The sequence below is a fragment of the Pantoea sp. ICBG 828 genome (genome assembly GCF_002928355.1).
Lineage (GTDB): Bacteria > Pseudomonadota > Gammaproteobacteria > Enterobacterales > Enterobacteriaceae > Pantoea > Pantoea dispersa.
The window spans coordinates 477,286-499,421 of the sequence record NZ_POWN01000005.1 but is presented as its reverse complement, the minus strand read 5'-3'; the positions used below and the strand labels follow the sequence as shown (position 1 = coordinate 499,421).

Below are 22,136 nucleotides of genomic sequence, written 5' to 3'. Positions count from 1 at the left end.
GCTGGTTAGCGCCAGCAGGTTTTTTTCTTACTCATCCGGCGAATAGTACTGCACGCCGATTTCGATGCGTTCGCGACCGCTCGCCACGCGGTGGCGGTTGGTATCGCGTAGCGAATAGATGCAGCCGCAATACTCCTGCTGATAGAAGCGCTCGCGCTTGCTGATTTCAATCATGCGCGACGAACCGCCACCTTTACGCCAGTTAAACTCCCAGTACAGCATATCCGGATAGCGTGCCGCCGCGCGCACGCCGCAGTCGTTGATTTGCTGCATATTCTTCCAGCGCGAAATGCCGAGTGAACTGGTGATCACCGGGAAGCCGTGTTCATGTGCGTACAGCGCGGTGCGCTCGAAGCGCATGTCGAAACACATGGTGCAGCGCACGCCGCGCTCCGGCTCCCACTCCATGCCACGCGCGCGCTCGAACCAATTGTCTTTGTCGTAATCGGCATCAACAAAAGGCACGCCAAACTGCTCGGCAAAGCGGATGTTCTCCTCTTTGCGCAGCTCGTACTCTTTCAACGGATGGATGTTCGGGTTGTAGAAGAAGATGGTGTAATCGATGCCGGAAGCCAGCATCGCTTCCATCACTTCTCCCGAGCAGGGAGCGCAGCAGGAGTGCAGCAGCACTTTATTGTGGCCGTTAGGCAAGGGCAGCGGCTGGCGTTGAAATGTATCGGACATAAAGTTAATTAATGGTTAAGGGCGATGCGGCAAGTGTAGGGGCAAAGGCCGGCCGATGCAAAGCGTCGGTGGCGTTTCAGGGAGGAGGCCTGTGGCGCTGCGTGGTACCCGTTCGCCGGGGATGCTTAGCGGCGCGATTCATCGCGTAATACATTGCGCCGCTTGCAGGGTCAATGACCCACCTTCGCGCATCACTGCGCAGTCATGCGCGAGGTCAGGTCTCGTCGTGAATGGTGGTCGACGTACCGTTTTGCTGCACCGAGCGGATGCCGTTTTCCGCCGCCTGTTTTGAGCTGTACATCTCGCTGGTGGCGATGGTTTCGCCGTTGCTGGCTTTAAGCACAAACCAGTATTTCTGCGACAATGCTGTATCACTTTTTCTCAGTACGTAATATCCCATGTGCTTTCTCCTTGTGCCGGCACCCGATGGCCGGTTCGCTTACTATTCGCGCAGCCTGCTTATTAATCAATCGCTGATTAGGAATTTGCCCGAATCCAGGAGCGGGATCGCAGCGTTTTGTATCAATCCGGTTGCTGGCAGGCACAAAAAAGGCCGCATGGCGGCCTTTTGGGGTAATGAGTTCGTGTTTATTACGCGGGTAAAGCCGTGATGTTCATGAATCGGGTAAATGCTTTACTGCGGGAGACACCTTTCGGATCGCTGAAAAATGGCAGCTGGAATTTCGGTGAATCTTCCAGTGTCAGGCCCCAGATATAATCACCGATAAAACGAAACTGAAGTGAATGGTCACTGATATGCAATTGCTCAAATGTGCCGGAGTTATACTCATTGCCAATAGTGACAATTTCCTGAATGCCCTGAGAGAAATCAATCAGCACAATCGTTAGTGATTCCTCGTAGAGCACGTCATCCGTGACAAATAGCACATAGCGGTTATCAGTAACTTTAACTGCTGCCTCAAGGATTTTTCCGGGGATGATTATGCCGGTAGAACTACCGCTGAGTAATACCTCTGATTTCGCCTGTTCGCGGTCCGTTGCGTGTTGCACTTCAACCAAAGATACATCATTAACTTTTTGCATCAGCGCCAAATCCATCCCATTTGCCATGCCGCAAGAGCAGCTCCTGCGAAAGAAATTTAACTAAGTTCGCTGCGGATTAATATGCTTATGATGTAAAAACGCCTGATGCAGTGCACCAGGCGTTTTCGACTCAAATGAATGCAGAGCAATCGCTGTCTACATCAGAAGAAATTACTCAGAGACTTTCTTCTTCAGATCGCTGGCACCTTCTTTGGTTTTGTTCCAGCCTTTCTGCGCGCCTTCTTTGGTGGCGTCCCAACCTTTTTCAGTACCTTCTTTGGTGCTGTTCCAGGCTTTCTGCGAGTTTTCGCTCGCTTTGCTGGTCAGGCTATCGCTTTTACCTTCGGCAGCATGTTTGGCTTTGAGCTGCTGCTCTTCACCCTGATGCTGCGCCTGATGCAGTTTCTCTTTCGCCGTATTGGCGCCCGCTTTGGCGTCAGCGACGGTTTCATCGGTTGCGTGTGTGGCGGCAAACGCCGTAGAAGTCAGAAGAATGGCGGATAACGCAATAATCGTCTTTTTCATAATATATTCCCTCATTAAGCATCATAAGTGTTATGAGCGTAGTTAAGAGTGGCACAGAGCGCAACGCAGGGCATTAGGAATAAACTGTAAGTGAATCGTACCGTTTCTGTGGGCATTTTTGGCATAAATGCGCAACGGTGTGCCGTAGGGGCCAGCCAGGCGCAATGCTGGCGCAGCGCAGAGGATAAAGAAACGAGGTGTGCTAAGTGCGCCAGTTGGCTAGAGAAAAAGGCGGGGCTACAGCGCAAGCCTAAAACGTCGTGCGATTTTTTGTGCAGGTACTGGAGTAAGACGTAAATGACAACTGGAATCACGCCATAGCCGATCAGGCAGGTCTTTGATTGAGATTAACGAAGCTCTGAGCAGTGGGTTGATTGACTCAAAAGCTTCAAATAAAGCAAACAAGGTCAGTATAATGTCCATGTGAGTCAGGCCAGGAAGGTAAAAATTATGGATGAAAAAATCAACGAGAAGTTGAAGAAGATTCAATCAAAAATTCAGGGTGATGATTTTAACAAGGCTGAGTTACTTAGTTTCAGAGCCGGTTATAAAGAGATAATTTCGGTTTATCCAATGAAAATTACTTCAGAATTTAACCTGCGTTCAGTCATCGCGATCTTATCCAATGAAGTGTCTTCAGTTGTCGTTATTTATCTTTATATGCTGATCTTTTTAACGGCGACTTTTTGTTTTGTCGGTGAAACAGAAGGTGCAGGATTATTTTTTGGCGTGATGAGTATTGCAGCCGTAGTGCATTTCATTTACACGGCCAGGAAAAATAAGTTAGGACTCTTCACCCAAGTGAAGCTGGTTAATCTCTATATTAGAAGTGTTTTATAAAAATCCTTATTGTCACCCCCTCTCCGGAAACGACAGACTCGAACAATTTATTGCCTGTTTGAGACGTCGTTAACCGTGAACGTTGACACAGCATTGTGCGAAAAATTAACTGCGCCACGCAGGCTCACCGGACAGGACTGAACGCTCGAGTGCGCGGGTTTCCCGAATATTTCGCGCTGGCGGTGAACCAAACAGCCGTGAATATTCACGGGTAAACTGCGTCACGCTCTCATATCCCACCGCATTAGCAGCAATACCGATCGCTGTCCCTTCCGTCAGCATCAGTCTCCGCGCTTCAAGCAGGCGCAGCTGTTTCTGAAATTGCAGCGGGGTGAGCGTGGTGACATGGCGGAAATGCGTGTGGAATACCGAGAGGCTCATACCGGCGGCGTCAGCGAGGGTTTTCATGCGCAGCGGTTGCGCATAATTGGCCCGAATGATTGCGACTGCCCGCGCAATCCGCCGGGCATGGCTGTCAGTGCTATCGAGAGCGCGCAGCGCGCTGCCGTGTCGTCCTGACAATAGCCAGTAATGTAACTCCCGCACCAACTGGCTGCCCAACACGGCGAGCGCCCGCGGTCTGCTGAGCATGTTCAGCAGGCGCAAAGCGGCTTCTGCCACATCTTCTTCGATCTGATCAATGCTGACGGGCAAATCCGTGGCAGCCTCCAGCCCGACCATGTTTGCCATCAGTTCACTAATCACCGCCGCATCCAGTTCCACGACCAGAGAATAATAAGGGGTGTCGGCACTGGCGCTGATAACCTGACTCACGGTTGGCACGTCCATGGTGATCAGCAGGGATTCCCCCGCGCCGAAATCAAAACGATCGCTGCCCATGGTCACGCGTTTACTGCCTTGCAGCACCATTGCGATCAACGGTTTAGTGATAGCGAATTGCAATGCGGTAGGCGCGGTCTCGCGCAGAATGAATACACCATCAACTGGCGTTGCAGCAACGCCTGCTCCGTTGTGGTGTTCATCAGCATAATGCCTTGCCGCCTGCAGCAAAGACGCCATCCTCCCGGCAGAGTGAAACTCATCGTCCCCTGCAGGGCGTTGCTCATACGAGTGCTCATGCTTTTTCATATTATCAGGCAATTAATAAAAAATTTCAGATGCAACCATTCTAGTAAATACGGCATCAAAATAAAAATATAAAAATAATCAGGCAATAATTAGAAATTATTGGGCAACCCTGGAAGTTTGTCGATTGTTAGAATCACTCTCCCATTATTGAGGAGATATTTCATGACAACCCTTTCTCTTGTAACTGGCGCCAGCCGGGGTCTTGGCCGTAATACCGCACTGAGCATTGCCCGCCATGGTGGTGATGTCATCGTGACTTATCGTACTGGTAAAGAAGCGGCGGACGCCGTGGTGAATGAAATTCAGGCGCTTGGCCGTAAGGCCGTTGCGCTGCAGCTGGACACCAGCAACGTATCGTCCTTACCGGGTTTCGTCGCCGCCATGCGCAATATCCTGAAAGGTGACTGGGGACGCGAAACGTTCGACCATCTGATCAACAACGCCGGGCATGGGGAAATGGCCGACTTTACCGCCACCACGGAAGAGCAGTTCGACGCGTTATTTAACGTACACGTCAAAGGAGTGTTTTTTCTGACGCAGTCGCTGCTGCCGCTGCTGGTCGATGGCGGACGCATCGTCAACTTCTCTTCGGGGCTGACGCGCGTGTCGTTCCCGGGTTTCTCGGCCTACTCGGCTGCCAAGGGCGCCGTTGAAATTCTCTCCGTGTATATGGCGAAAGAACTGGGCAGCCGCGGCATCACCGTGAATACCGTGGCCCCGGGAGCGATTGAGACCGACTTCCTGGGTGGCGCGGTGCGTGATATCCCTGATTACAACCAGGCATTTGTTGGCATGACCGCGCTGGGTCGCGTGGGCCTGCCTGATGACATCGGTCCGATGATTGCCAGCCTGCTGGGACCGGACAACCGCTGGGTCACCGGTCAGCGTATTGAAGTCTCCGGTGGGCAGTCAATTTAGTTGCCCGATGATGGATTCCGCCCGGTGCGGAATCCATCCTGTTCTCCTGATGCAATAAGAGGTATTTGATGCCTAAAATGATCATTCATGCGCCAGCAGGCACCTTTGATGCGGCCAAGCGTCAACAGGTTGCCAGAGATCTGACGCAGTTAGGACTTAATTGCGAGGCGCTGCCAGACTCCCCTCTGGTTCGTAGTACGGTATGGAGCTACTTTGCTGAATACTCTTCTGATGCCGTTTTTATGGGAGACAAACCCGCATGGTTGCCAGTTGTGTCCCTTCAGATATATGTCATCAAAGGTGGCCTGGATGAGGGTGCAAAGAAGAGGCTGATTATGGGAGCAACCGCAATTCTGGATCGGCGTCCGTCAGGGACTTCAGTCGCGCCTGTCTATGTGGTGATACAGGAAATCGAAGAAACAAACTGGGGCATATTCGGTCAGCAGGCCGATCTGGCAGCGCTTCGCGCCAGCGATGACAATGCTGCGGCGATTTGAATGAAACGTTTTTGATAGGGGGGCGGGAAAACTATCAGGGAATGGTGTGAAGATTACAGTGTTGCGGCTATTGAGTATGTCTGATGTTACTTACGCATGCTGAAGGAAAGATGTACATCAACATCAGATGTGATTACCTCAGCTAAGCTGGCTGAGTTGACATTCGGCAGAGCATAAGAAGGTAAGGAATAGAATGAAACAGGAATGGTAATTGCCCGGCCCTGGGTTTAAGATTTGACTTGTATAAAGCGAAAGGAGAAGGTAATGGATACCACCGAACAGCTAAATGGAACGTACTTTTATGGTGGGCTAACAAATCTCAGTGCGGGGGAATTATTCTTCTGGATTATGGTAGACGTAACCGCAGAACATTTCACTGGCGCGAAGGATGTTCTGGCGGCAGCAGCAATTTATAGCGGTCAGAAAACTATCACCGTCAGAGGCAAGCTGGGTAGTGCTACGCCCGGCACAAGTTATGCCTCAAAGTATTCAAGGAAACTGCTTAGGGATATTCGGCTCCCTTTCCGCTTACCTACCTGGATTCAAAATCCCGCAAATCCTTTTGAAGTTAAAAGAATAATGACATCAAAGCTTTCGACGTTTGTAGGGCGTGCTATTCCTGTGATTGGCTGGGTGATCCTGGCGGGCGATGTGGCGCAAATAGGTTATCAGTCTATGGTACGTTACAATCGCATTGTTACAGAGGAAGATAAGATATGGTAAGGCAGGATATTGAGCAGGCAGTTTATTCACTTCTGGCTGAGTACAATGGTAGAAGCCTTCTTACCTTTCGACGTTATCCTTTAAAGCATTCTACTGATTTGAATAAAGATTTTCGTATGGATCCTCTTGATGCCTATGAACTACTTGAAAGGTATTCTGAAAGGTTTGGCATTGATCCCAAATCAATTAATTTTCAGCGATACTTTCCAGATGATTTCAGCGAAGCGCATAAGCCACTTACTGTTCAACTCCTGATCGATTCTGCTGAAGTCGGGTGCTGGCTGGATAATTGAGGCATCTTAAGGATGCTTCGTTGATATGAGCCTTGGATTGAAAATGCAGAATTGCCAACTGACTTAGCGGTGAGTCGATGCGCAGCTTGCAAATCGCTTTCAGGTGTGAAGGCCGCTTATGAGCTGGCGTCTCTGTAGATACAAATATACTTTTCTGATCTTGCTAGTTTTATTAAAAACTACAATTAGGAGGTGGGCCAAAGCTAGGACCAAAGTGCAGAAATCAGGGGCTGATAACATTAGTTTTTTGACTAAATTTATCAAATTATGATTGTTTGAAAGTTGCGTGATTGAGATTTCTTCATGATTGAAAGGCTATTAATGTCCCTAAATGTGTGAGTTATAGACGCTCATGCAAGCCATTCCCTCCTCTAATGCAGTTAATATTTAATCCTAGTTTGTTTTTTTCACTGTTGATTTTTTCAGCAAAGTGTTCACTTCTAAGTTTTTCTACACGATCACGAAAAAAGCTAAAGTCATTTGGTCGATTGTCATGACTGTTATCTGAATCGTAGCCAAAAGCATAATTAATGAGTTGAGAAATTGCATGCGAGTCGTCAATTTCGTTATTGATTTTATAGTCACAAAGATATTGGAAAAAATCCAAAAACTCTCTTACAGATAACTTTAAAAGATAACGGTCATAGAACTGAAAGGAAGTAAGCATACTAACTTCATTTAAAATCTCATTTTCATGCTCAGGAAAGTAAACCCACATATTATCTATGTTGTTTTTTATATCGATCATTGGTAGTCCTTCTTAAATAACCAATAAGTAGCTTATTTTAAAATAATGTCAACTATTGACAAGGTTAAATATTATGATATTTAAAATACATGCCGCTTGATAAGCGATAATGAAGTTGGAAAGAATTTTGATTATAGCAGGTAAGAATTTTGCAAAATACTTTACGGAAATAATGCGAAGTTAGTTATACCAAGCTTTGCAGAGGGTTTTTAAGGTATCAGGTAAATAGAATAAACCTATTATATACCTAATGCATATTTTCAAAGAAAAATTTAGATCCATTCTTTATTGACAACTATTGAGCGATATATTAATAAAATAATTCTGCAAAATATGCATATGTTATTGTTTTTAAATATTTAACCTATACGTGGTTTGCAAAAAAATTAAATATAAATAAGGGGAGATTATGGAAAGATATGGTATCAAAACATTTAAAATGAAGAGTGGGGAACGTTACTGCATAATAAAAAACAAGAAAGAAGGTATCCCAGTGTTTTATCCGTGTTTATTTATTTCAACACAACTGAGAAACAGTGATGATTCGATAAAAACAATTGAGACTCAGGCAGGGTGTATCGCACTTTTTTATCGGTTTCTTTTTATACGTAACATAGACATTGAAGAGCGAATTCAAACGGCTAGATTTTTGGATAACAACGAAATTGATCTTCTGAGGGATTTTGCCGGGAAAAGGATGAGGACTGCGAAAGTGATTAATATTAAAGATCATCAGCCTGGAGTATGCAGTGCGACAAAGTACATACGGCTTACGACAATAGCAAAATATCTCGAATGGTTGTGTCTGCTAACTATCAAAAATGTAGATGATGCCTACATGAAAATTTCATATTTTGTAAGGAAAATAAAAGCCAGAAGGCCGAAGATAAAATACAGGAATTCAGAAGGAAACATCTATAAAACAATCGAAGAAGAAGACATGGATATCCTTCTTTCAGTTATTGATCCTAAATGTGAATTCAATCCATTCAACAAAAAAGTTCGCCAGAGAAATCAGCTTATAGTCATGATATTACATTCATTAGGGATAAGGTGTGGCGAGTTATTGAACCTGAGAGTAGAAGATATTGATTTTTCGGCGCAAATGCTTTTCATAAGAAGGAGGGCGGACAGTATTGAGGACACAAGAGTCAATCAGCCCCTCGTAAAAACGATTGAAAGAGATTTACCCATGTCTGACGAACTTACTAGACTTCTCCATTCATATATTACAGGAGAAAGAAAAGCCAACATCAGAAAGAAAAAGCACGGATATCTTTTTATTACGCACAAAGAAGGAGAGACACGTGGCGATCCTCTCTCCGTTCCTGCATACCATAAGATCATTTATAGACTGAGAGGCATTGACTCAGGTTTAAGCAAGTTGACTGGACATAAGTTCAGACATACCTGGAACTATTTATTTTCGAAACTGATGGATGAAAGCACCGAGCATGTGAGTGAAGAGATGCAAGAGAAAATGCGTTCCAATCATATGGGTTGGGAGCCAGGTTCTGGAACAGCACAAACCTACAACAGACGATTTATCGTTTCAAAAACAGAGGAAGCAGCCCTGGCAATTCAGAAAGGTATTTTCCAAAAGCTCAGCGGGGTATCTTATGAATAAATTAAAGTTAATGAACGCGCATCAAGATATCTTTCATGCAAAAAACGAAGGTTACACATTCGGATTAGAAGATGAATTCTGGGAGTTAAGTAGAAATATTAAGTTGAATGTGGGTGAGGTCACTGAAAAGTTGTCAGATAACCTCAGATACGGTTACGTAAATACACTGAAATATTTCGCAGAAGAAATCAGCCCCGGTTCTGTTAAGCAAATTAACAGGTGTTTTTTGAAGCTAATTTCAGTTATGAGTTTTGATTCATTAGACGAAGCCGTAATGTTAACAACAAAGTTAAATGATAAGTTCTCAAACCAGGAACTCAGTTGTCTAAGGATCCTAATTAAAAAATGGTATGAGTTAGGTTTTAAGGGGGTTACCAAAAGCTGTGTTGACCTCGTTGATGCTTGGACGATTAAAGATAATAAAAAAGGTGAGGTTGTTAAAAGACGAGACCCACTTCAGGGGCCTCTGACAGACATGGAGTTTGATAACTTTTATGATGCTGTCTCACGTGCATACCATAAGGGTACGATATCCTATTCTGATCTTGCAATGGCCTTGATCATTATTCACACAGGCAGAAGAAGTTTACAAATCACGCAGATAAAAACGAAAGATATCATAAAAGAAGGAGCCATAAACGAGTGCTATATAAATATCCCCAGAATAAAACAGGGCGAAAAGTATAGAGCCTCATTCAGGCGATTCAGAATTACAGGTGAATTATTTAATATTTTTAAAGAGCAGTCGCGTATTGTCTCTGAGAGTTTTAGCAAGCAGCTCGGCAGAAAACTCTCAGAGAAAGAGATATTAGAATTACCATTGTTTTTCTGTCAGGAAAGACTTGAAGGGGTTGTTGATTGTGAGAATTTACATGAGATTCTGTCTTCAGACAGGCTACATGCTTATGCGGTAAAGTGTACCCAAACGCTCAAAAGAATCGCCATAACAGAGAACGTGGTTTCGGAAAGGACGGGTAAAGTAATAAACATGAATGCCAGGCGGTTTCGCTACACGTTAGGTACACGGCTTGCAAGAGAAGGTTACGGAGAGGTGGTAATAGGAGAATTACTTGATCACTCTACCTTAATGTATACAGGCGTTTATGTTCAATCGGGTCCAGAAAGTTTAAATAAAATCGAAGATGCTGTTTCCGCTGAGCTCGGATATTACGCAAAAATGTTTCAGGGAGTGCTCATTAAAAAAAGTGAGCAAAAATATCCAGGCGGCAACATCAAAATTAATACTGGTGAAAATTCAGGGCAGTGCGCTAATTGCAAATCCTGCACAGCATGTGTCCCAATACCCTGTTATACCTGCATGCATTTCAGACCTTTTGTTGAAGGGCCGCATGAAAAACTACTTGTATACTTACTCGATGAGCGTCACAGGATTCAGTACATAGTGAAAGATCCTGTCACTACGCAAATACTGGACAGAACGATCATTGCTGTATCAGAAGTAATAAATAAGTGCAAAGAATTTAAATCAAACCCGGAGGTGTTAAATGAATAATGTCAAAAATGAGAAAGTGAGCGTACTTGAAACGCACAGGGAAAAATATTGCGCACAGAACATTCATGATTTTGAAAGGTACTGTCGGTTCACTCTCAATAAAAACGGTCTTATAAACTGGGAGGAAGTTAACTGGTCAAAAGTTTTCCTTTTTACTAAAACCCCGGTCAAAGGCGTAAAAAAAACCTCCATTATTGTAAATGAGCCATTAGATACGAATTTTATTGAATTCGCTAAAAGCTATGTACTTTACCACTACATGAATGGGGGCAAGAAAATTAATAAGCGTCTTAATATCGTCTTCAGAACACTTGAGGCAGCCCTACTGCAGGTCAATGGGCGAAGTCATGTTCAGTACGTTAATCTTACTGTTCTGAACCAGTGCGTTGTCACCTTAAAAAGCACATACACCAAAGCAGTAGCGCACGCCTGCGGCAAAGTTCTTGAAGGACTGGTTTCATTTCTCAGAGAAAAAGAATTCCTGGTCACTCAGTCATTGCTCTGGAAGAGCCCACTTAAAGCGCCGGAAGCAAGCCACAGGCTCACTAAAACTGCACAAGATGCTCGTGAGGCAAAATTACCTGACGAAGAGTCATTGAATGCTATAGCAGAAATTTTCGCATTGCCAAAAGACCAGCTTTCAGAATTGGATTTGTTCGTAAGCTCCGTCTTTGCGTTGCTCATGTGTGCACCTTCAAGAGTAACCGAAATTCTGACGCTGCCTGCTGATTGTGAGATGCGTGAGGAGGATAGAGAAGGAAAGCTGAGGTATGGGTTAAGATTTTATTCCGAAAAAGGCTTTGGTGGAAATGTGAAATGGATCCCAGAAGTCATGGTTCCGGTTGCTGAGGTTGCGATAAAAAATCTGAAAGGGCTTTCAGAGGGATCCCGAGCCTATGCCAGAGAGATTGAACTTACTGGTGAGGATATCGAAAATTATCCGGACTTCCCCTGGTACGATAAAGAAAAGAACATACGTTACAGCAACTCACTATGCCTGCTGTTCCGGTATCAACTCAGCACAAGTATAAAAACACAAAGAAGCCTTTTCAGACCAACTGCCGCACTTATCAGCGCCAATCTGGGGAGCACTGAGTATCGCAGGGCACACTCCGTCTCTACAATTTTTGACAGGCACGGCTACAGAGGGTCAAAAGGGAATAACCTTTCACTCAGAAGTCACCAGGCAAGACACTTGCTCAATACGATTGCACAAGGCGGTGGGCTAGGAGATTTTGAACTGGCTAAGTGGTCAGGACGAGTGAGGGAAACTCAGAACAGAACCTATAACCACGTCAGCCAGGAAAAGAAGATCCAGGAGGCAATTAAGCTTGGTGTGCAAAATATTGGCATTAAACCAGAAAAAACTATCCCTCGAGCAATAGCAAACCCTGAATGGCGTATTGATGTTAAAGATATAGGCCATGCAGCCATTCACGTGACAGAGTTCGGCTACTGCACTCATGACTACGTAATATCTCCGTGTACGAAGTTCAGGGACTGTATCAACTGCAGCGATCATATATGTGTCAAAGGGGACAAAGACTCGCTGGACAGGTTAGAGGCCAAGGCGTCAGATACGGAGCAGATCCTGGAGAAGGCAAAATTCGATATGGAGGCGGAAGAGTACGGAGCCGAAAAATGGTTTGTTTTTCATGAAAAAACACATGCAAGACTTCAGGATTTGATTGCATTGCTCACAAGCAAAAATCTCGAGCACGGAGCATTGGTAAGAATGAACGGCGACGATTTTACGCACATGAAAAATCTTACATCTGTAAACAGTACTGAAGAAATCGAAAACAAAAGAAAAGAAATCAAATAAAAAGGAGAATTATATGGCTAAACATTTAGATAGTAAGGATATCAATATAATTAAGAACCTTATAGCAGGCTGGGATTGCGAGAAGTCAGGAAAGCTTTCATGGGAATATCTTTGTGATAAGCTTGAGCCGCTGATTGGCAAGCGGCCGACCCGTCAGTCACTGGGGCTGCACAAAGATATTGTCATGGCGTTCAATCTTAAGAAGAAGAAAATCAAATCAGGGGTTGATGAGGTCAAACGACCTGCTAATTTGAGAATTGCCTCGCAGCGTATCAGTAATCTTGAATCTAAAAATAAGCTTTTGACAGAAGAGCTCAGAAACTTGGAGGAGATGTTTGTAGTATGGCAATACAATGCTATGAACTGTGGTATTAGTTTTGAAAAACTCAATGCTGAATTGCCAAAAATAGACAGGGAGACGAATGCCGACTAATTATTGAGTTGCGTAGATGTTGCGCAATTTAATTAATATGTTATATTGTATATACAACCAAGGATTGGTTGCTCAATTTTGCAAGGATGCAATCTATGAAAATAAAGGACGTTCTTTCAAAGGAAGAAAAGCTACTTCTGCTTTTGCAGATGTTCATTGAAAGATTAAAAAAATCAGGTTTTCCGCATAGTAAGATAGTTCGATACATCTGGTTATTCTGTGTTGGTTACTACATAAAATATTATCTTCCTCAATCAAAAACAGAGTTGATAGATCGCTTCACTATCGTATCGATGCTCTCGAACGCTTTGAAATCGAGCTCTCCCCGAGTCATCGTAAAGCTGGGTTATGAGCATGAGATTACTTTTTTCTTTCGGGCTTTAATCCACTATGTCATTGATAATGATGATGAAGCCGAGAGCGTGTATATTGAGGAGCGAGTTAAGTATGAGAAAGCGATACTTCTAAATCAAGTGATAACTACAAGAAAGAAGAGGAGGGGGAAACGGCTTTAGATTTCCATGATGGTAAACTTCACTTTAAAAATTGTCTTAGATCACTATTTTTGAACTTTGGTTTGGAAAAAGTAGTTTACAAAGAGTATAAAAAAACATGCAGCGATAAAGCTGCGAATACTTCTGGATAATATAATGGCAACTAAATGGGCCGATTACCTCATATCTAAAGTTAGATATAACGATAAACATACGCACATTACTGATGTTATGGTACATGTCGATAATGGGGACACAGTAGGAGATGGCACTTCCTACAAACGCGAATGGGTAATTGAAAAAATAAACGGTAAAAAAATCTTTTACACTATCTTGAAAGACACAGATAATAAATGGAAAAAAGGACAGGAAGTAATAAAAGATCGTGTAAATGGTGTTGATTATATCACTACAAAGCCTAATGGTTCTGCTAGGGATAATTTAGAGAATCTCCCCGAATATTAATTTGAAAATTATTTAAAAATGGCTCTGCATGGATTGGTTGAGCCATTTTTATATAAATTTAAAACTGTTGTATTTTATGTTATAAAAATAGATAAAACAAGGAGGGTCATTGGGATACATATTATTAAAATTACAGCTAAGGCTATAAATCCCCAAGCACTCATTGAAGCTGTTCCAGCATTTTTAACTAAAAACAAAGATAAAATCTCTAATCTGGTTAAAGATTTAATAAGAATATAACATAAGAAAATTATAATCAAACTTATTTGAGTCATGAGCGATGTGTAAAGCATTAATGCTTGAGGTATAAAGTAATTTGTCATTAATCCTTTAGAGGTAACTATTATCATTGTTTCGTTATGAATTATATTAAGAGATGAATAAAATGTTTGAACTGGCTCCCAATTTGTAATTGGTCTTTTTTCTAAATAAAGTCCTTGCATTGTATAAAGATCATCAATTGAACTAATCTTTAATTTATAGATCACTATGGTAAATAAAAAAACAATTAAAAAGATAGACGTTATAAAAAATAGTATCGCTTTAAATGAGCTGAATCTATTTCTTAAAGAGTACTTTATATATACTCGTGTTATTGAAATTGAGATGAAGTCTAAAAGTAATGAATATAAAAAGCCATAACTTATAAAGCTATTTATAGATGCATCTAAAACTGTTGGTATGTGCGCTGGCATTACATGTTCAGGATTGTAAAAAATCAGCACCCATAAAAACCACGAGACAAAAAGCAAACTTGAATATAATATTGTAAAAAAAGGAACTGTTAATATTTGTCTTTTAGAAAAGAAACTTTTGCCAAAGAGTAAAAAGAACTTAGCAGACCACCATTGCGCAAATTTTTCGGCCTTGACTTTTTTAGTAGATATTAACTCACTAATCTTTAATGATATAAGTATTTTCCTTTTTTCATCAAAGCTGAAAAGCCCTAGCAAGATTCCGCATAAACTCAGAACGGCAGAAAAAGGAATTGCTATAATTCCAGCAATGGTGACAAGGTGATCATGCATAAAATTTTCGCTTAACAGTTTAATTATCAAAAAGAATAATAAATTAAGAGCGTTGAAGCGGAGATATCAGCAAATTCCACAAGTATTCGCTGGCACCATTGAAACTAAGCTTCACTGTTCGTTGCATACCGCCATAAGCCATACCCATGGGCACTAGAAATAATGATTGTTCATCGTAATTAACTGTAAGAGATTCTTGCATCGTGTTTTCAGGAGCGCTTTCATCGTTAGTATAAGAGATTCCTTTACCAAAAGATCTTCCAGTATTTAACCTTATGCCGCATTTAGCAACGCTTTTACCATCGCGATAGATAACACAACCGAAAGCATTATTATTTATCGGTATCAAACGTGTATCAATTCCTTCATTTCTTTCTTTCAACTCCAGTAGCGATTGTTCAAAAAATTTTTGAACATAGTTAATAGCGTCGTCCAGGAATCTATCTTTGTCGACATCAGTAAAATTTTTCGCTAATCTTAGATTGCTAGATCGCGGTATATCAACATGAGCAATATTCAAGGGGGACGAGAGCTCAGTTGAATTAACCTGTCTTGATGGTTTTGATTTGGTTTTAGGCGATAAAGATTCTAATGCTTTACGTAATTGTTTAACAATATCCAAATATGCCTCATCCTTGTCTGGCCATTTTGATACCGGAATACCATCTCTTGGTACCGCTAAGAGTTTGCTAAATGGAGCATTTGCTGATTGCCAGTCACATGGACGCAAAATGGTAGGTATTACTTCGCAATTTCCTTGAGATTGAAGTTGCATTGCTCTCTGGACTTCGACGTCAAAACAGTAACTGGAGGCTAGAAAATCGGGACTTATCAATAACAGTACTATGTCAGACTGCTCAAGCTCAACGTCAATTGTCGAATTAATTTCTGAACCAGCCACTATTCGTCTATCATGCCATACGTCAATGGAGCCTTCTCTTTTTAACATAGCAAGATGCACTTCAAGCTCTTCTCGAAATTGCTCATCTTTATGCGAGTATGAGACGAATATGCTGGTCATATTTTATTCTCCAAATGAAAATTTTAATTATTTTTAAGACAAGCAACCTTATAAAGGTGATTATAATTCTTTATTACTTTTAATGTCCCACCCAGATTGGCTCTCTGCGCCTTTTCCGCCAGTAGAAGATTGCTCCCAATACTGCGTTTTAACTTTTGAAGCCTGAAACTGATATGAAACTCCAATCAAATCACGATTCGTGGTGCCGTTAAAGACAACATTCGTGATAAGAACGTCTTCGAGTGTAATGCGGCAGTACTCGATTTGGCTGCCACCGGCCTTACACACCGAAAGCTCAACCTTGCTAATATGCTTGCCGTTGGAGACATACCGCATGACAGCGGGTGTTGCTTTGTCGATTTGGGTCTGTACTGTTAGATCGCGATACTGAACTTTACCAGCACCACCGCCGCCCCCAATTGACATATTACCAGGTTGTGTTGCACCCCATGTGAATGAGTCTACGTTGACCCAGCCTTTATGGTTACTGTCCTGTGATTCACCCATAATGCCGTCGATTTTTAAGAAAAGATCGGTACTCATGATTGGTCCTTTTTCTTTCACTTAACAAACATATCTGATTAAATAAACTTATCGTTCTACATAATGACACAAAGGTTCAGTCATGGACTACTGGAAACCGAACAGATTCGCAGATTACTTCCTCACAATGGCAAATGCAGAGGCAAATCAGCTGCTTGCTCATGCTAATAACCTGTCTCTTATCTATCTTAAAGACGGGCTTAATCGCTTACAGTTTCAGGACGATGTCAAAGCTTTTGTGAATGCGCAACTTAACATAATCCGTTCCGGCTCTTCAGATGAGCAATGCCAGGAGTGCATACAGAATCTGAAAAAGGAAAATGAATATCTAACGATTCAGGACAGAATGCTTCGTGCTGGTACAGCTGCTGTACATGCGTCAGTTGAGCTTGTTAAGAAGGGAGATATCTGGGGCTATGTGATTAATGGAGTAGGTGTTGTTCTAAGTGGCCTACAGGTCATAGCCGGAGTATCGGTCGTTGGCGCTTCCCTTGCTACCGGAACAATCATTGGAACGGCTTTTGGCGGAATGTTAGTTCTCCATGGGTTAAACGGTGTTCAGGAATCAGTTGAGAATCTGATTTATGGCAAAAGCGATAGCGAAGGGCTGCTGAAGCAGGGCTATGTAGCTACTGCGGAATTTTTGGGCTTTGATCAAAAGGTCGGACAGATAGCCTATAGCTCAATGGATCTCGCGCTATCGGTGTATGGCATTGTTCGTCTGGTTCAGAAACCGGAGGCCTGGAGACTTTTCTACTTCCTCAACACTGACTACGTTCGCGGTATCAAGGAAATGAGTAGAAAAGAGTTGTTTATTGAAGTTTATAACGACGGCATGGCAATCAAATCGATCAGTGATAATTATAATGAATGACCATGCTTTCTCATGAATCTGAACGCTTTAAATGCAGGTTTCAATGGAACAAAAACATACATGATTCCGAAACCTATTAAAAACGTAATCGAGTAAGAGACAAGGCTCTCATGAGTACCATGGCTTAATGTGAAGATAAAGCCTGCGAAAAGTATGATCAGCAGGATAATGGAAACAATAAATCTTTTTGAAAGTTGAGATAACAACCAAGGGTAGGGGTAGGCGTCTTTCTCAGCATGTTGACGGATAACGGAAATTTCTTTAGGTGTGAACCCTTCCTGTCGTAAAAGTTGTTCGATTTGTAGTTTATTCATATCCATTATCCGTGAAACATGAGAACATTTCAGGATTGTAACCGATAAGCTGTGCTTAACACAAATTAAAAGACCCCAGGTTTAAACCCGAGGTCTTAGTCATTAAGAGTTCTTTAAAGTCCGTTATGAACTGAATCGTTACTCTCACTGAAAGACCAGTTTTCGACTTTGTCTCCCTGGAACGTAACTGTTAGTGCCTTACTTTTCATGTCGGTTCCGTTCGAAAAAATTCCAACAATTGGAATATACGACGTTGCTGACATATTTGAATTCATGATTGAATAAAACCACATATCCTCATTAGTATCAACGGTGGTTTTACGAGTAGGTTCACCGAATTGCTGTAGAATATCCTGCTTCGTAGTTCGACCTTTGAAGATCTTTGACGCAATACTTTGCTGCGTCTCATTTTTAATTGATTGGTTCCCTGCTGTTGACGAACAGCCTGATAAAACGATAAGAGTTAATAAAGCTCCTGCAACCTTAGCTTTCATTATTTATTCCTTGTTAATAACCTGAGAAAGAACTCTCAACCAGCGTTTAATTTGCATTTCCATATCTTTATAACCGGTGTCCTGGTGAAACTTCCCTTTTTGCGGATAGAACTTGATCTGCCATTCGGGAAACATGACGTCCTTAACTTCAATGAAAAGACCTGAGTTGTTAAGATTTTGCTGTCTGATAGCGCCGGTTCCAAATCCCCCGTCATAGCCACCAGATTCCAAATTGTATCGCCAACCGATTACAGAGCTAAACGGATACGTTTTTTCGTTCTTACCATTCCTGATCGTAATAGTTTGCTGCTTCTCATTTAGAAGTAACTTCGAGTCATTGAATTCATGGCTCCAGGAGCCGTCATTGCCTTCGTTGAAGTTATCGAAAGTTGAGACGTTATCTTTCTTATGCTTATAGCTAACACCAGCTGTCACGAGTAAGAAAAAAGCGGGGATACACCAGAGAATAAGCATTCCCATGGCGTCAGTTGGTTTTGCTTTGAGGACGATTAAAACGGCCACGCCGATTGTGAACCAGACTCTGATTGAACGGAAGTAAGAGGGTTTTCTCATACTCATGCTGCCCATGTTGAATTCCTTTTAAAAACCAACTGTGGAAGATAGTCATGTCTGTAACTAGCTGATTGGTCACTGCTTTTACTGGGCATTTTTGAGCAAGCTCAAAACTTAAGCAAATCACTTGTACCGATCGATAGATCTTATTTGATAGTTACAATCTATCATAAGCCATTAATTGATCTGTAAAAACGATCAATTGTTTTGTGTTTTGAAGCGCTTAAACAGGAAAGATGATGTTCTTCAGAGGTTTGGTTAATGAGGTGTGTATAAGCTTTTTGAAAATTTTTCAGGTGTTCCGTTTGAAGTTTTGACGTCAGGCTCAGCTGATCTGACCGCATTGATAACGGAAAATGAGGATTTTCTGTGGAGAAATGTTTTACCTGTCTCTTTGAGCAATTTTGCAAAGGCTTGAAGGTAAGAAATGCTCAGTAGCCACTTTATGACTGCTGTCATGAGGTAGCCTTTGTTATTGGCTTGTCCCGGTGCTGTAAGCACAGTGCTGGCAGTCGTATGTGATTCGCAGGTTTCCGCTATCTCTACTCTATGTTCTTGCTGGGGAGGAGGTGCAATAATTTCTGACTCTAACGAAGCCGGTAGTGACGGCGTAGTATCCTCGGTCGTAGCTTTTGTTACTGAATCACCCGTTTCATTACTTCTCATAGCCGAGGCTTTCAATGAAAAGAGTAGGGGGTTGTCGCGTTCAGGTGCGTAGCGGAGCTTCTCTTGCAGAGTCGCCCATGAGTAAGCTTTACCTAACTGGGAGGCTTTGAAAGCTATTCCGGCATACTCAAATGAGAAACCATTCATGCGGCCAGAACTGGCAATATTGGGAACGGGCGTTATACCATGCTCGCAAAGTGCTTCAACGAAGCTCGGAATGTCGTTGTGAGTACGAAGGATTGTATCTATTATGTCCTGCAGGAACGTCTTGGGGCTTGGCTGACCTTCGCGCTTCTCTTTCTGTTCCTCACCTCGTGATAGCCTCTTACGCCTACTGGAGGGGGAAGGGCTATTTGAAGGCGAAGGACCTTTCGTTGCGGTTAAGTCATGCGCTAGCTCAAGTTCCTGGATTACGCGTGTACTAATCAGGTTTTCATTTCTGCCCAGATAGAGCTTCCCTCCTACCAAGTCGACTCTGGTGGCAATGATATGAATGTGTTGACCTGCCTCGTCGTCATGTATGACATAGCAGCGCAGGTGCGTCTCACTGAACCCCATGCGATTCATATAATCGTCAGCAAACATAACCCACTGCTTTGCTGTGAAGGATTCACCCTGTGGGAGGCGAAGCGAGTTGTGCCATACCGGTTTGACAACGTCAGGGCGTAGTGAAGCAGAAGCGCTGAACTCAGCTATCAGCTCAGATGCTAAGTCTCCCAGCATGTTACCCCCTATGACCACCGGGTCAGTTTTATGGTGCGTTCCAGGCTTTAACGCGTATAGAACAACTCCAGCGAAGCTCTTACCGCGTTTGATCTTCTGCATGCCCTTCATTGGGTTTGCTCCATATGTCAGCATTTAGCAAGTTCTGGCGAAGCTCTTGCAGTTGTCGCTTCACTGCGAAAAGCTCTGTATGAGTAAGCTGGCTGTCTGTGCTCTTATTGTCAATATGCAGAGCAATGCGGTTCAATTTGTTATTAATCTCACCCAGAGTTTTCCATGTATCGATGTTTACAGGAGGTACGATCGTGGGGAGCTTCTGCAAGGAAGCCATACGTAACCATTGGCCTTTAGATGTAGAACCTCGTTTTGTGTTGAGTAATTGAAGTTCTGCGTTATTAAGTCTAACACTAACACAGTGAGTTCTTAGAGTTTGCGCTATTAGGTCTTGTAAGTTTGAAGATTCTTTTATTAAAGGTGCGATGTTTTTAGCAATGCGAGACAATGAAAGCACTTTTTTCATATGAATTCCTTTTTATATCTACAGATATATGCTTGTATATATGATTAATGGCAATTGTCAATAAATTGAAGTAACCTAAAGTTTTTTAATGTATATTATTAACATTTAATAATTCTGAAAGGGCTAAAAAGTAAAGTGTGATATTGGTTTTAGTGGTTCTGGACATACTAATAAAATTTTGATTGGAGATTAGAGTGAGAAATTCTACTTTAGAAAATGTTGGTAGCTATAAAATGGATGGTTTTCATCTTACAATTAACACAGATAATTCCTTGGAAAATTTAACACCAGAGGAAAATCAGACTCTTGTGCATGAGTATATACATTTCTTGCAAAGTGTATCAACTGTGTACGGATGGTATCGAATAAGCAACTTAGCGGTTTTAGCTCAGCATTTAGTTCATGGCATCTATAAAAAAGACGATGGCTTTATACGAAGAGTACCTTTCTTTAATCCTGATGGTCCAGACGGCTTGCTGATTGATAATGTATCTACTCTAACTAACATGCTTGAAGGCAGTAATGGCGAGGAGCTTCAATCAAAAAAAATAAATGAATTTGAGGGTTTTTATTCTGTCTCAGCTGTTATAGATGAATGTTTCAGTAAGCACCCTGATTTTGATGAAGACATAATGGAACTTCCCTCAGGTGCAACATTGTCAAAAAATATTAAAGTCACGTATATGTTTGATCCCACAGGACAGGGTAAGGTAAATGCGAACAAAATTGATGTCATGCTTGGTGCTGCTTGTATCTATGAATTTATGGCATATGCAATAGAAAAACATGTTTCAGAAAAAAATGTTGCTCTGCCACAGGTACCATATTATGTTCCGAGAGACGTTGCTAGATTTATTTTAAAATGCGATATTGATGACAAAGTTATTGCTTCATTGTGTGAGTTTTCTCTACAAAGTCGAAGTCCGGGTGAAACATTCTATGATTTATTGATATCTCTAAAAAAACAAAAAATTGATTACAATGTTTTGGATCCAGATATAATGACTCAGTGTTTTGAAGCTGATTATAAAGTAAAGGAAAACGATGGATTTAAAAGTTATAGCTCAATCGAATTGTTAAATAAGTATGCTGATGAAACTTTAGAAGAATATAATGTATTATTTTCAAGTATTACTGATAATAGAGGGGTTTATGATGTTATTTTACATATAAATAATGCAGTCAATAAGCATAGAGGAGATGATTTGTTTATGATTTCAAGGCTTCTCTATTTAACGCCAGAAGATGCAATGACGAACATTATTGAAAAAATGAATGTCATTGGGATACCGCCTATATTCAATAATTCAGGTTATATTGGACATGCTATATCTGATTTAAAACACGATAAATATTATTTATTCATTCCGATGTTAAGTGAGTTTGTTGACTTTACTTTAAGAGGGAACTTTGGGTGTAATCTAATTGGCACCTGTGAAAAGTACTCCCCGGAGGTAATGAACGATAATTGCTATTCAAATGTTTATCTTAAGGGTAAAGATAATCTTCTCTGCGGGGTCGGACAAATTATAAAAATGTGGAAGCTTAACGATTATAAATTTGAGCGGTGATTTTATAGTAAAAATTATTTTTAAACAGAAGGATGTAAAGCAAGGCTACCCAGGGAAGCTAAGCTTCATTGAGTAAGCCTTGTTTAATTTA

General features: G+C 42.0%; 27 protein-coding genes. 13 read left to right on the top strand and 14 right to left on the bottom strand.

The window, feature by feature from the left end; translation table 11 throughout:
* Nucleotides 1–27 precede the first annotated feature (27 nt).
* The 4 genes from C1Y43_RS15215 to C1Y43_RS15200 form a co-directional block, all read right to left on the bottom strand.
* A complete protein-coding gene (locus C1Y43_RS15215) occupies nucleotides 28–684 on the bottom strand; it encodes an epoxyqueuosine reductase QueH (protein ID WP_031279356.1) in 657 nt (218 codons plus the stop codon).
* A 214-nt stretch (nucleotides 685–898) separates the two neighbouring features.
* Nucleotides 899–1,084: a YegP family protein gene (locus C1Y43_RS15210; RefSeq protein ID WP_104094051.1), complete on the bottom strand. Its 186-nt coding sequence runs from the start codon at nucleotides 1,082–1,084 to the stop codon at nucleotides 899–901.
* 191 nt (nucleotides 1,085–1,275) lie between these two features.
* On the bottom strand, nucleotides 1,276–1,755 hold the full coding sequence (locus C1Y43_RS15205; protein ID WP_233209841.1) for a hypothetical protein: 480 nt from the start codon (nucleotides 1,753–1,755) through the stop codon (nucleotides 1,276–1,278).
* 144 nt (nucleotides 1,756–1,899) lie between these two features.
* Entirely contained in the window at nucleotides 1,900–2,253 is a 354-nt protein-coding gene (locus C1Y43_RS15200; RefSeq protein ID WP_021506488.1) for a hypothetical protein, read from the bottom strand.
* A 450-nt stretch (nucleotides 2,254–2,703) separates the two neighbouring features.
* On the opposite strand from C1Y43_RS15200, the gene C1Y43_RS15195 reads away from it, so the two are divergent.
* Nucleotides 2,704–3,093, top strand: coding sequence for a hypothetical protein (locus C1Y43_RS15195; RefSeq protein ID WP_104188760.1), 390 nt, complete (start codon nucleotides 2,704–2,706; stop codon nucleotides 3,091–3,093).
* A gap of 105 nt (nucleotides 3,094–3,198) precedes the next feature.
* On the opposite strand, the gene C1Y43_RS15190 is transcribed toward C1Y43_RS15195, so the two are convergent.
* Nucleotides 3,199–4,113, bottom strand: a complete 915-nt coding sequence (locus tag C1Y43_RS15190) for an AraC family transcriptional regulator (protein WP_104188758.1) — start codon at nucleotides 4,111–4,113, stop codon at nucleotides 3,199–3,201.
* Between the two features lie 231 nt (nucleotides 4,114–4,344).
* Here C1Y43_RS15190 and C1Y43_RS15185 point away from each other — a divergent pair, with 231 nt between their 5' ends.
* The 4 genes from C1Y43_RS15185 to C1Y43_RS15170 all read left to right on the top strand — a co-directional run bounded on the left by C1Y43_RS15185 (nucleotide 4,345) and on the right by C1Y43_RS15170 (nucleotide 6,613).
* Entirely contained in the window at nucleotides 4,345–5,100 is a 756-nt protein-coding gene (locus C1Y43_RS15185; protein WP_104188757.1) for an SDR family NAD(P)-dependent oxidoreductase, read from the top strand.
* 68 nt (nucleotides 5,101–5,168) lie between these two features.
* Nucleotides 5,169–5,597 (top strand): tautomerase family protein, encoded by a 429-nt coding sequence (locus tag C1Y43_RS15180; RefSeq protein WP_104188755.1) that lies wholly within the window; start codon nucleotides 5,169–5,171, stop codon nucleotides 5,595–5,597.
* A gap of 264 nt (nucleotides 5,598–5,861) precedes the next feature.
* A complete protein-coding gene (locus tag C1Y43_RS15175) occupies nucleotides 5,862–6,320 on the top strand; it encodes an STM2901 family protein (protein WP_058781699.1) in 459 nt (152 codons plus the stop codon).
* Nucleotides 6,314–6,613, top strand: coding sequence for a DUF1493 family protein (locus C1Y43_RS15170; protein ID WP_058781700.1), 300 nt, complete (start codon nucleotides 6,314–6,316; stop codon nucleotides 6,611–6,613). The genes C1Y43_RS15175 and C1Y43_RS15170 overlap by 7 nt, the downstream gene beginning before the upstream one ends.
* Nucleotides 6,614–6,953: 340 nt before the next feature.
* On the opposite strand, the gene C1Y43_RS15165 is transcribed toward C1Y43_RS15170, so the two are convergent.
* Nucleotides 6,954–7,361 (bottom strand): hypothetical protein, encoded by a 408-nt coding sequence (locus tag C1Y43_RS15165; RefSeq protein WP_104188753.1) that lies wholly within the window; start codon nucleotides 7,359–7,361, stop codon nucleotides 6,954–6,956.
* 409 nt (nucleotides 7,362–7,770) lie between these two features.
* On the opposite strand from C1Y43_RS15165, the gene C1Y43_RS15160 reads away from it, so the two are divergent.
* From C1Y43_RS15160 to C1Y43_RS15135, 6 genes are all read left to right on the top strand, one after another.
* Nucleotides 7,771–8,988, top strand: a complete 1,218-nt coding sequence (locus C1Y43_RS15160) for a site-specific integrase (protein ID WP_104188751.1) — start codon at nucleotides 7,771–7,773, stop codon at nucleotides 8,986–8,988.
* Nucleotides 8,981–10,501, top strand: a complete 1,521-nt coding sequence (locus C1Y43_RS15155) for a site-specific integrase (protein WP_104188750.1) — start codon at nucleotides 8,981–8,983, stop codon at nucleotides 10,499–10,501. Before C1Y43_RS15160 ends, C1Y43_RS15155 begins: the two co-directional genes overlap by 8 nt.
* Entirely contained in the window at nucleotides 10,494–12,326 is a 1,833-nt protein-coding gene (locus tag C1Y43_RS15150) for a hypothetical protein (protein ID WP_104188748.1), read from the top strand. Before C1Y43_RS15155 ends, C1Y43_RS15150 begins: the two co-directional genes overlap by 8 nt.
* Before the next feature lie 13 nt (nucleotides 12,327–12,339).
* Nucleotides 12,340–12,759 carry a hypothetical protein gene (locus C1Y43_RS15145; protein WP_104188746.1) on the top strand — a complete coding sequence of 140 codons (420 nt, stop codon included), beginning with the start codon at nucleotides 12,340–12,342 and terminating at the stop codon, nucleotides 12,757–12,759.
* A gap of 95 nt (nucleotides 12,760–12,854) precedes the next feature.
* Nucleotides 12,855–13,274, top strand: coding sequence for a hypothetical protein (locus C1Y43_RS15140; RefSeq protein ID WP_104188744.1), 420 nt, complete (start codon nucleotides 12,855–12,857; stop codon nucleotides 13,272–13,274).
* A 135-nt stretch (nucleotides 13,275–13,409) separates the two neighbouring features.
* Nucleotides 13,410–13,718: a DUF3892 domain-containing protein gene (locus tag C1Y43_RS15135; protein WP_104188742.1), complete on the top strand. Its 309-nt coding sequence runs from the start codon at nucleotides 13,410–13,412 to the stop codon at nucleotides 13,716–13,718.
* A gap of 74 nt (nucleotides 13,719–13,792) precedes the next feature.
* Here the strand turns inward: C1Y43_RS15135 and C1Y43_RS23655 are convergent, their stop codons facing one another.
* From C1Y43_RS23655 to C1Y43_RS15125, 3 genes are read right to left on the bottom strand one after another with little or no spacing between them, the layout of a single operon-like run.
* Nucleotides 13,793–14,746 carry a hypothetical protein gene (locus C1Y43_RS23655; RefSeq protein WP_146068663.1) on the bottom strand — a complete coding sequence of 318 codons (954 nt, stop codon included), beginning with the start codon at nucleotides 14,744–14,746 and terminating at the stop codon, nucleotides 13,793–13,795.
* 43 nt (nucleotides 14,747–14,789) lie between these two features.
* Nucleotides 14,790–15,767, bottom strand: a complete 978-nt coding sequence (locus C1Y43_RS15130; RefSeq protein WP_104188741.1) for a toll/interleukin-1 receptor domain-containing protein — start codon at nucleotides 15,765–15,767, stop codon at nucleotides 14,790–14,792.
* A gap of 60 nt (nucleotides 15,768–15,827) precedes the next feature.
* Nucleotides 15,828–16,310: a type VI secretion system tube protein Hcp gene (locus C1Y43_RS15125; protein WP_104188739.1), complete on the bottom strand. Its 483-nt coding sequence runs from the start codon at nucleotides 16,308–16,310 to the stop codon at nucleotides 15,828–15,830.
* An 82-nt stretch (nucleotides 16,311–16,392) separates the two neighbouring features.
* On the opposite strand from C1Y43_RS15125, the gene C1Y43_RS15120 reads away from it, so the two are divergent.
* Nucleotides 16,393–17,184, top strand: a complete 792-nt coding sequence (locus tag C1Y43_RS15120; protein WP_104188738.1) for a DUF4225 domain-containing protein — start codon at nucleotides 16,393–16,395, stop codon at nucleotides 17,182–17,184.
* Here C1Y43_RS15120 and C1Y43_RS15115 read toward each other — a convergent pair.
* The 5 genes from C1Y43_RS15115 to C1Y43_RS15095 form a co-directional block, all read right to left on the bottom strand.
* Nucleotides 17,172–17,498 (bottom strand): hypothetical protein, encoded by a 327-nt coding sequence (locus tag C1Y43_RS15115; RefSeq protein WP_034937995.1) that lies wholly within the window; start codon nucleotides 17,496–17,498, stop codon nucleotides 17,172–17,174. The two genes, C1Y43_RS15120 and C1Y43_RS15115, sit on opposite strands and share 13 nt — an antisense overlap.
* Nucleotides 17,499–17,611: 113 nt before the next feature.
* Nucleotides 17,612–17,992 carry a hypothetical protein gene (locus tag C1Y43_RS15110; RefSeq protein ID WP_104188736.1) on the bottom strand — a complete coding sequence of 127 codons (381 nt, stop codon included), beginning with the start codon at nucleotides 17,990–17,992 and terminating at the stop codon, nucleotides 17,612–17,614.
* A gap of 3 nt (nucleotides 17,993–17,995) precedes the next feature.
* On the bottom strand, nucleotides 17,996–18,580 hold the full coding sequence (locus tag C1Y43_RS23970) for a DUF4755 domain-containing protein (protein ID WP_146068662.1): 585 nt from the start codon (nucleotides 18,578–18,580) through the stop codon (nucleotides 17,996–17,998).
* A gap of 243 nt (nucleotides 18,581–18,823) precedes the next feature.
* Nucleotides 18,824–20,056 (bottom strand): relaxase/mobilization nuclease domain-containing protein, encoded by a 1,233-nt coding sequence (locus tag C1Y43_RS15100; RefSeq protein ID WP_233209840.1) that lies wholly within the window; start codon nucleotides 20,054–20,056, stop codon nucleotides 18,824–18,826.
* Entirely contained in the window at nucleotides 20,034–20,474 is a 441-nt protein-coding gene (locus C1Y43_RS15095) for a hypothetical protein (protein WP_168715086.1), read from the bottom strand. Before C1Y43_RS15095 ends, C1Y43_RS15100 begins: the two co-directional genes overlap by 23 nt.
* A gap of 194 nt (nucleotides 20,475–20,668) precedes the next feature.
* On the opposite strand from C1Y43_RS15095, the gene C1Y43_RS15090 reads away from it, so the two are divergent.
* Nucleotides 20,669–22,045 carry a hypothetical protein gene (locus tag C1Y43_RS15090; RefSeq protein WP_146068661.1) on the top strand — a complete coding sequence of 459 codons (1,377 nt, stop codon included), beginning with the start codon at nucleotides 20,669–20,671 and terminating at the stop codon, nucleotides 22,043–22,045.
* Nucleotides 22,046–22,136 lie beyond the last annotated feature (91 nt).

What these genes read in the sequence shown, in the direction of transcription:
- C1Y43_RS15215 (WP_031279356.1), bottom strand. Translation starts at nt 684, where the DNA reads ATGTCCGATACATTTCAACGCCAGCCGCTGCCCTTGCCTAACGGCCAC.
- C1Y43_RS15210 (WP_104094051.1), bottom strand. Translation starts at nt 1,084, where the DNA reads ATGGGATATTACGTACTGAGAAAAAGTGATACAGCATTGTCGCAGAAA.
- C1Y43_RS15205 (WP_233209841.1), bottom strand. Translation starts at nt 1,755, where the DNA reads ATGGCAAATGGGATGGATTTGGCGCTGATGCAAAAAGTTAATGATGTA.
- C1Y43_RS15200 (WP_021506488.1), bottom strand. Translation starts at nt 2,253, where the DNA reads ATGAAAAAGACGATTATTGCGTTATCCGCCATTCTTCTGACTTCTACG.
- C1Y43_RS15195 (WP_104188760.1), top strand. Translation starts at nt 2,704, where the DNA reads ATGGATGAAAAAATCAACGAGAAGTTGAAGAAGATTCAATCAAAAATT.
- C1Y43_RS15190 (WP_104188758.1), bottom strand. Translation starts at nt 4,113, where the DNA reads ATGGCGTCTTTGCTGCAGGCGGCAAGGCATTATGCTGATGAACACCAC.
- C1Y43_RS15185 (WP_104188757.1), top strand. Translation starts at nt 4,345, where the DNA reads ATGACAACCCTTTCTCTTGTAACTGGCGCCAGCCGGGGTCTTGGCCGT.
- C1Y43_RS15180 (WP_104188755.1), top strand. Translation starts at nt 5,169, where the DNA reads ATGCCTAAAATGATCATTCATGCGCCAGCAGGCACCTTTGATGCGGCC.
- C1Y43_RS15175 (WP_058781699.1), top strand. Translation starts at nt 5,862, where the DNA reads ATGGATACCACCGAACAGCTAAATGGAACGTACTTTTATGGTGGGCTA.
- C1Y43_RS15170 (WP_058781700.1), top strand. Translation starts at nt 6,314, where the DNA reads ATGGTAAGGCAGGATATTGAGCAGGCAGTTTATTCACTTCTGGCTGAG.
- C1Y43_RS15165 (WP_104188753.1), bottom strand. Translation starts at nt 7,361, where the DNA reads ATGATCGATATAAAAAACAACATAGATAATATGTGGGTTTACTTTCCT.
- C1Y43_RS15160 (WP_104188751.1), top strand. Translation starts at nt 7,771, where the DNA reads ATGGAAAGATATGGTATCAAAACATTTAAAATGAAGAGTGGGGAACGT.
- C1Y43_RS15155 (WP_104188750.1), top strand. Translation starts at nt 8,981, where the DNA reads ATGAATAAATTAAAGTTAATGAACGCGCATCAAGATATCTTTCATGCA.
- C1Y43_RS15150 (WP_104188748.1), top strand. Translation starts at nt 10,494, where the DNA reads ATGAATAATGTCAAAAATGAGAAAGTGAGCGTACTTGAAACGCACAGG.
- C1Y43_RS15145 (WP_104188746.1), top strand. Translation starts at nt 12,340, where the DNA reads ATGGCTAAACATTTAGATAGTAAGGATATCAATATAATTAAGAACCTT.
- C1Y43_RS15140 (WP_104188744.1), top strand. Translation starts at nt 12,855, where the DNA reads ATGAAAATAAAGGACGTTCTTTCAAAGGAAGAAAAGCTACTTCTGCTT.
- C1Y43_RS15135 (WP_104188742.1), top strand. Translation starts at nt 13,410, where the DNA reads ATGGCAACTAAATGGGCCGATTACCTCATATCTAAAGTTAGATATAAC.
- C1Y43_RS23655 (WP_146068663.1), bottom strand. Translation starts at nt 14,746, where the DNA reads ATGCATGATCACCTTGTCACCATTGCTGGAATTATAGCAATTCCTTTT.
- C1Y43_RS15130 (WP_104188741.1), bottom strand. Translation starts at nt 15,767, where the DNA reads ATGACCAGCATATTCGTCTCATACTCGCATAAAGATGAGCAATTTCGA.
- C1Y43_RS15125 (WP_104188739.1), bottom strand. Translation starts at nt 16,310, where the DNA reads ATGAGTACCGATCTTTTCTTAAAAATCGACGGCATTATGGGTGAATCA.
- C1Y43_RS15120 (WP_104188738.1), top strand. Translation starts at nt 16,393, where the DNA reads ATGGACTACTGGAAACCGAACAGATTCGCAGATTACTTCCTCACAATG.
- C1Y43_RS15115 (WP_034937995.1), bottom strand. Translation starts at nt 17,498, where the DNA reads ATGAATAAACTACAAATCGAACAACTTTTACGACAGGAAGGGTTCACA.
- C1Y43_RS15110 (WP_104188736.1), bottom strand. Translation starts at nt 17,992, where the DNA reads ATGAAAGCTAAGGTTGCAGGAGCTTTATTAACTCTTATCGTTTTATCA.
- C1Y43_RS23970 (WP_146068662.1), bottom strand. Translation starts at nt 18,580, where the DNA reads ATGGGCAGCATGAGTATGAGAAAACCCTCTTACTTCCGTTCAATCAGA.
- C1Y43_RS15100 (WP_233209840.1), bottom strand. Translation starts at nt 20,056, where the DNA reads ATGCAGAAGATCAAACGCGGTAAGAGCTTCGCTGGAGTTGTTCTATAC.
- C1Y43_RS15095 (WP_168715086.1), bottom strand. Translation starts at nt 20,474, where the DNA reads ATGAAAAAAGTGCTTTCATTGTCTCGCATTGCTAAAAACATCGCACCT.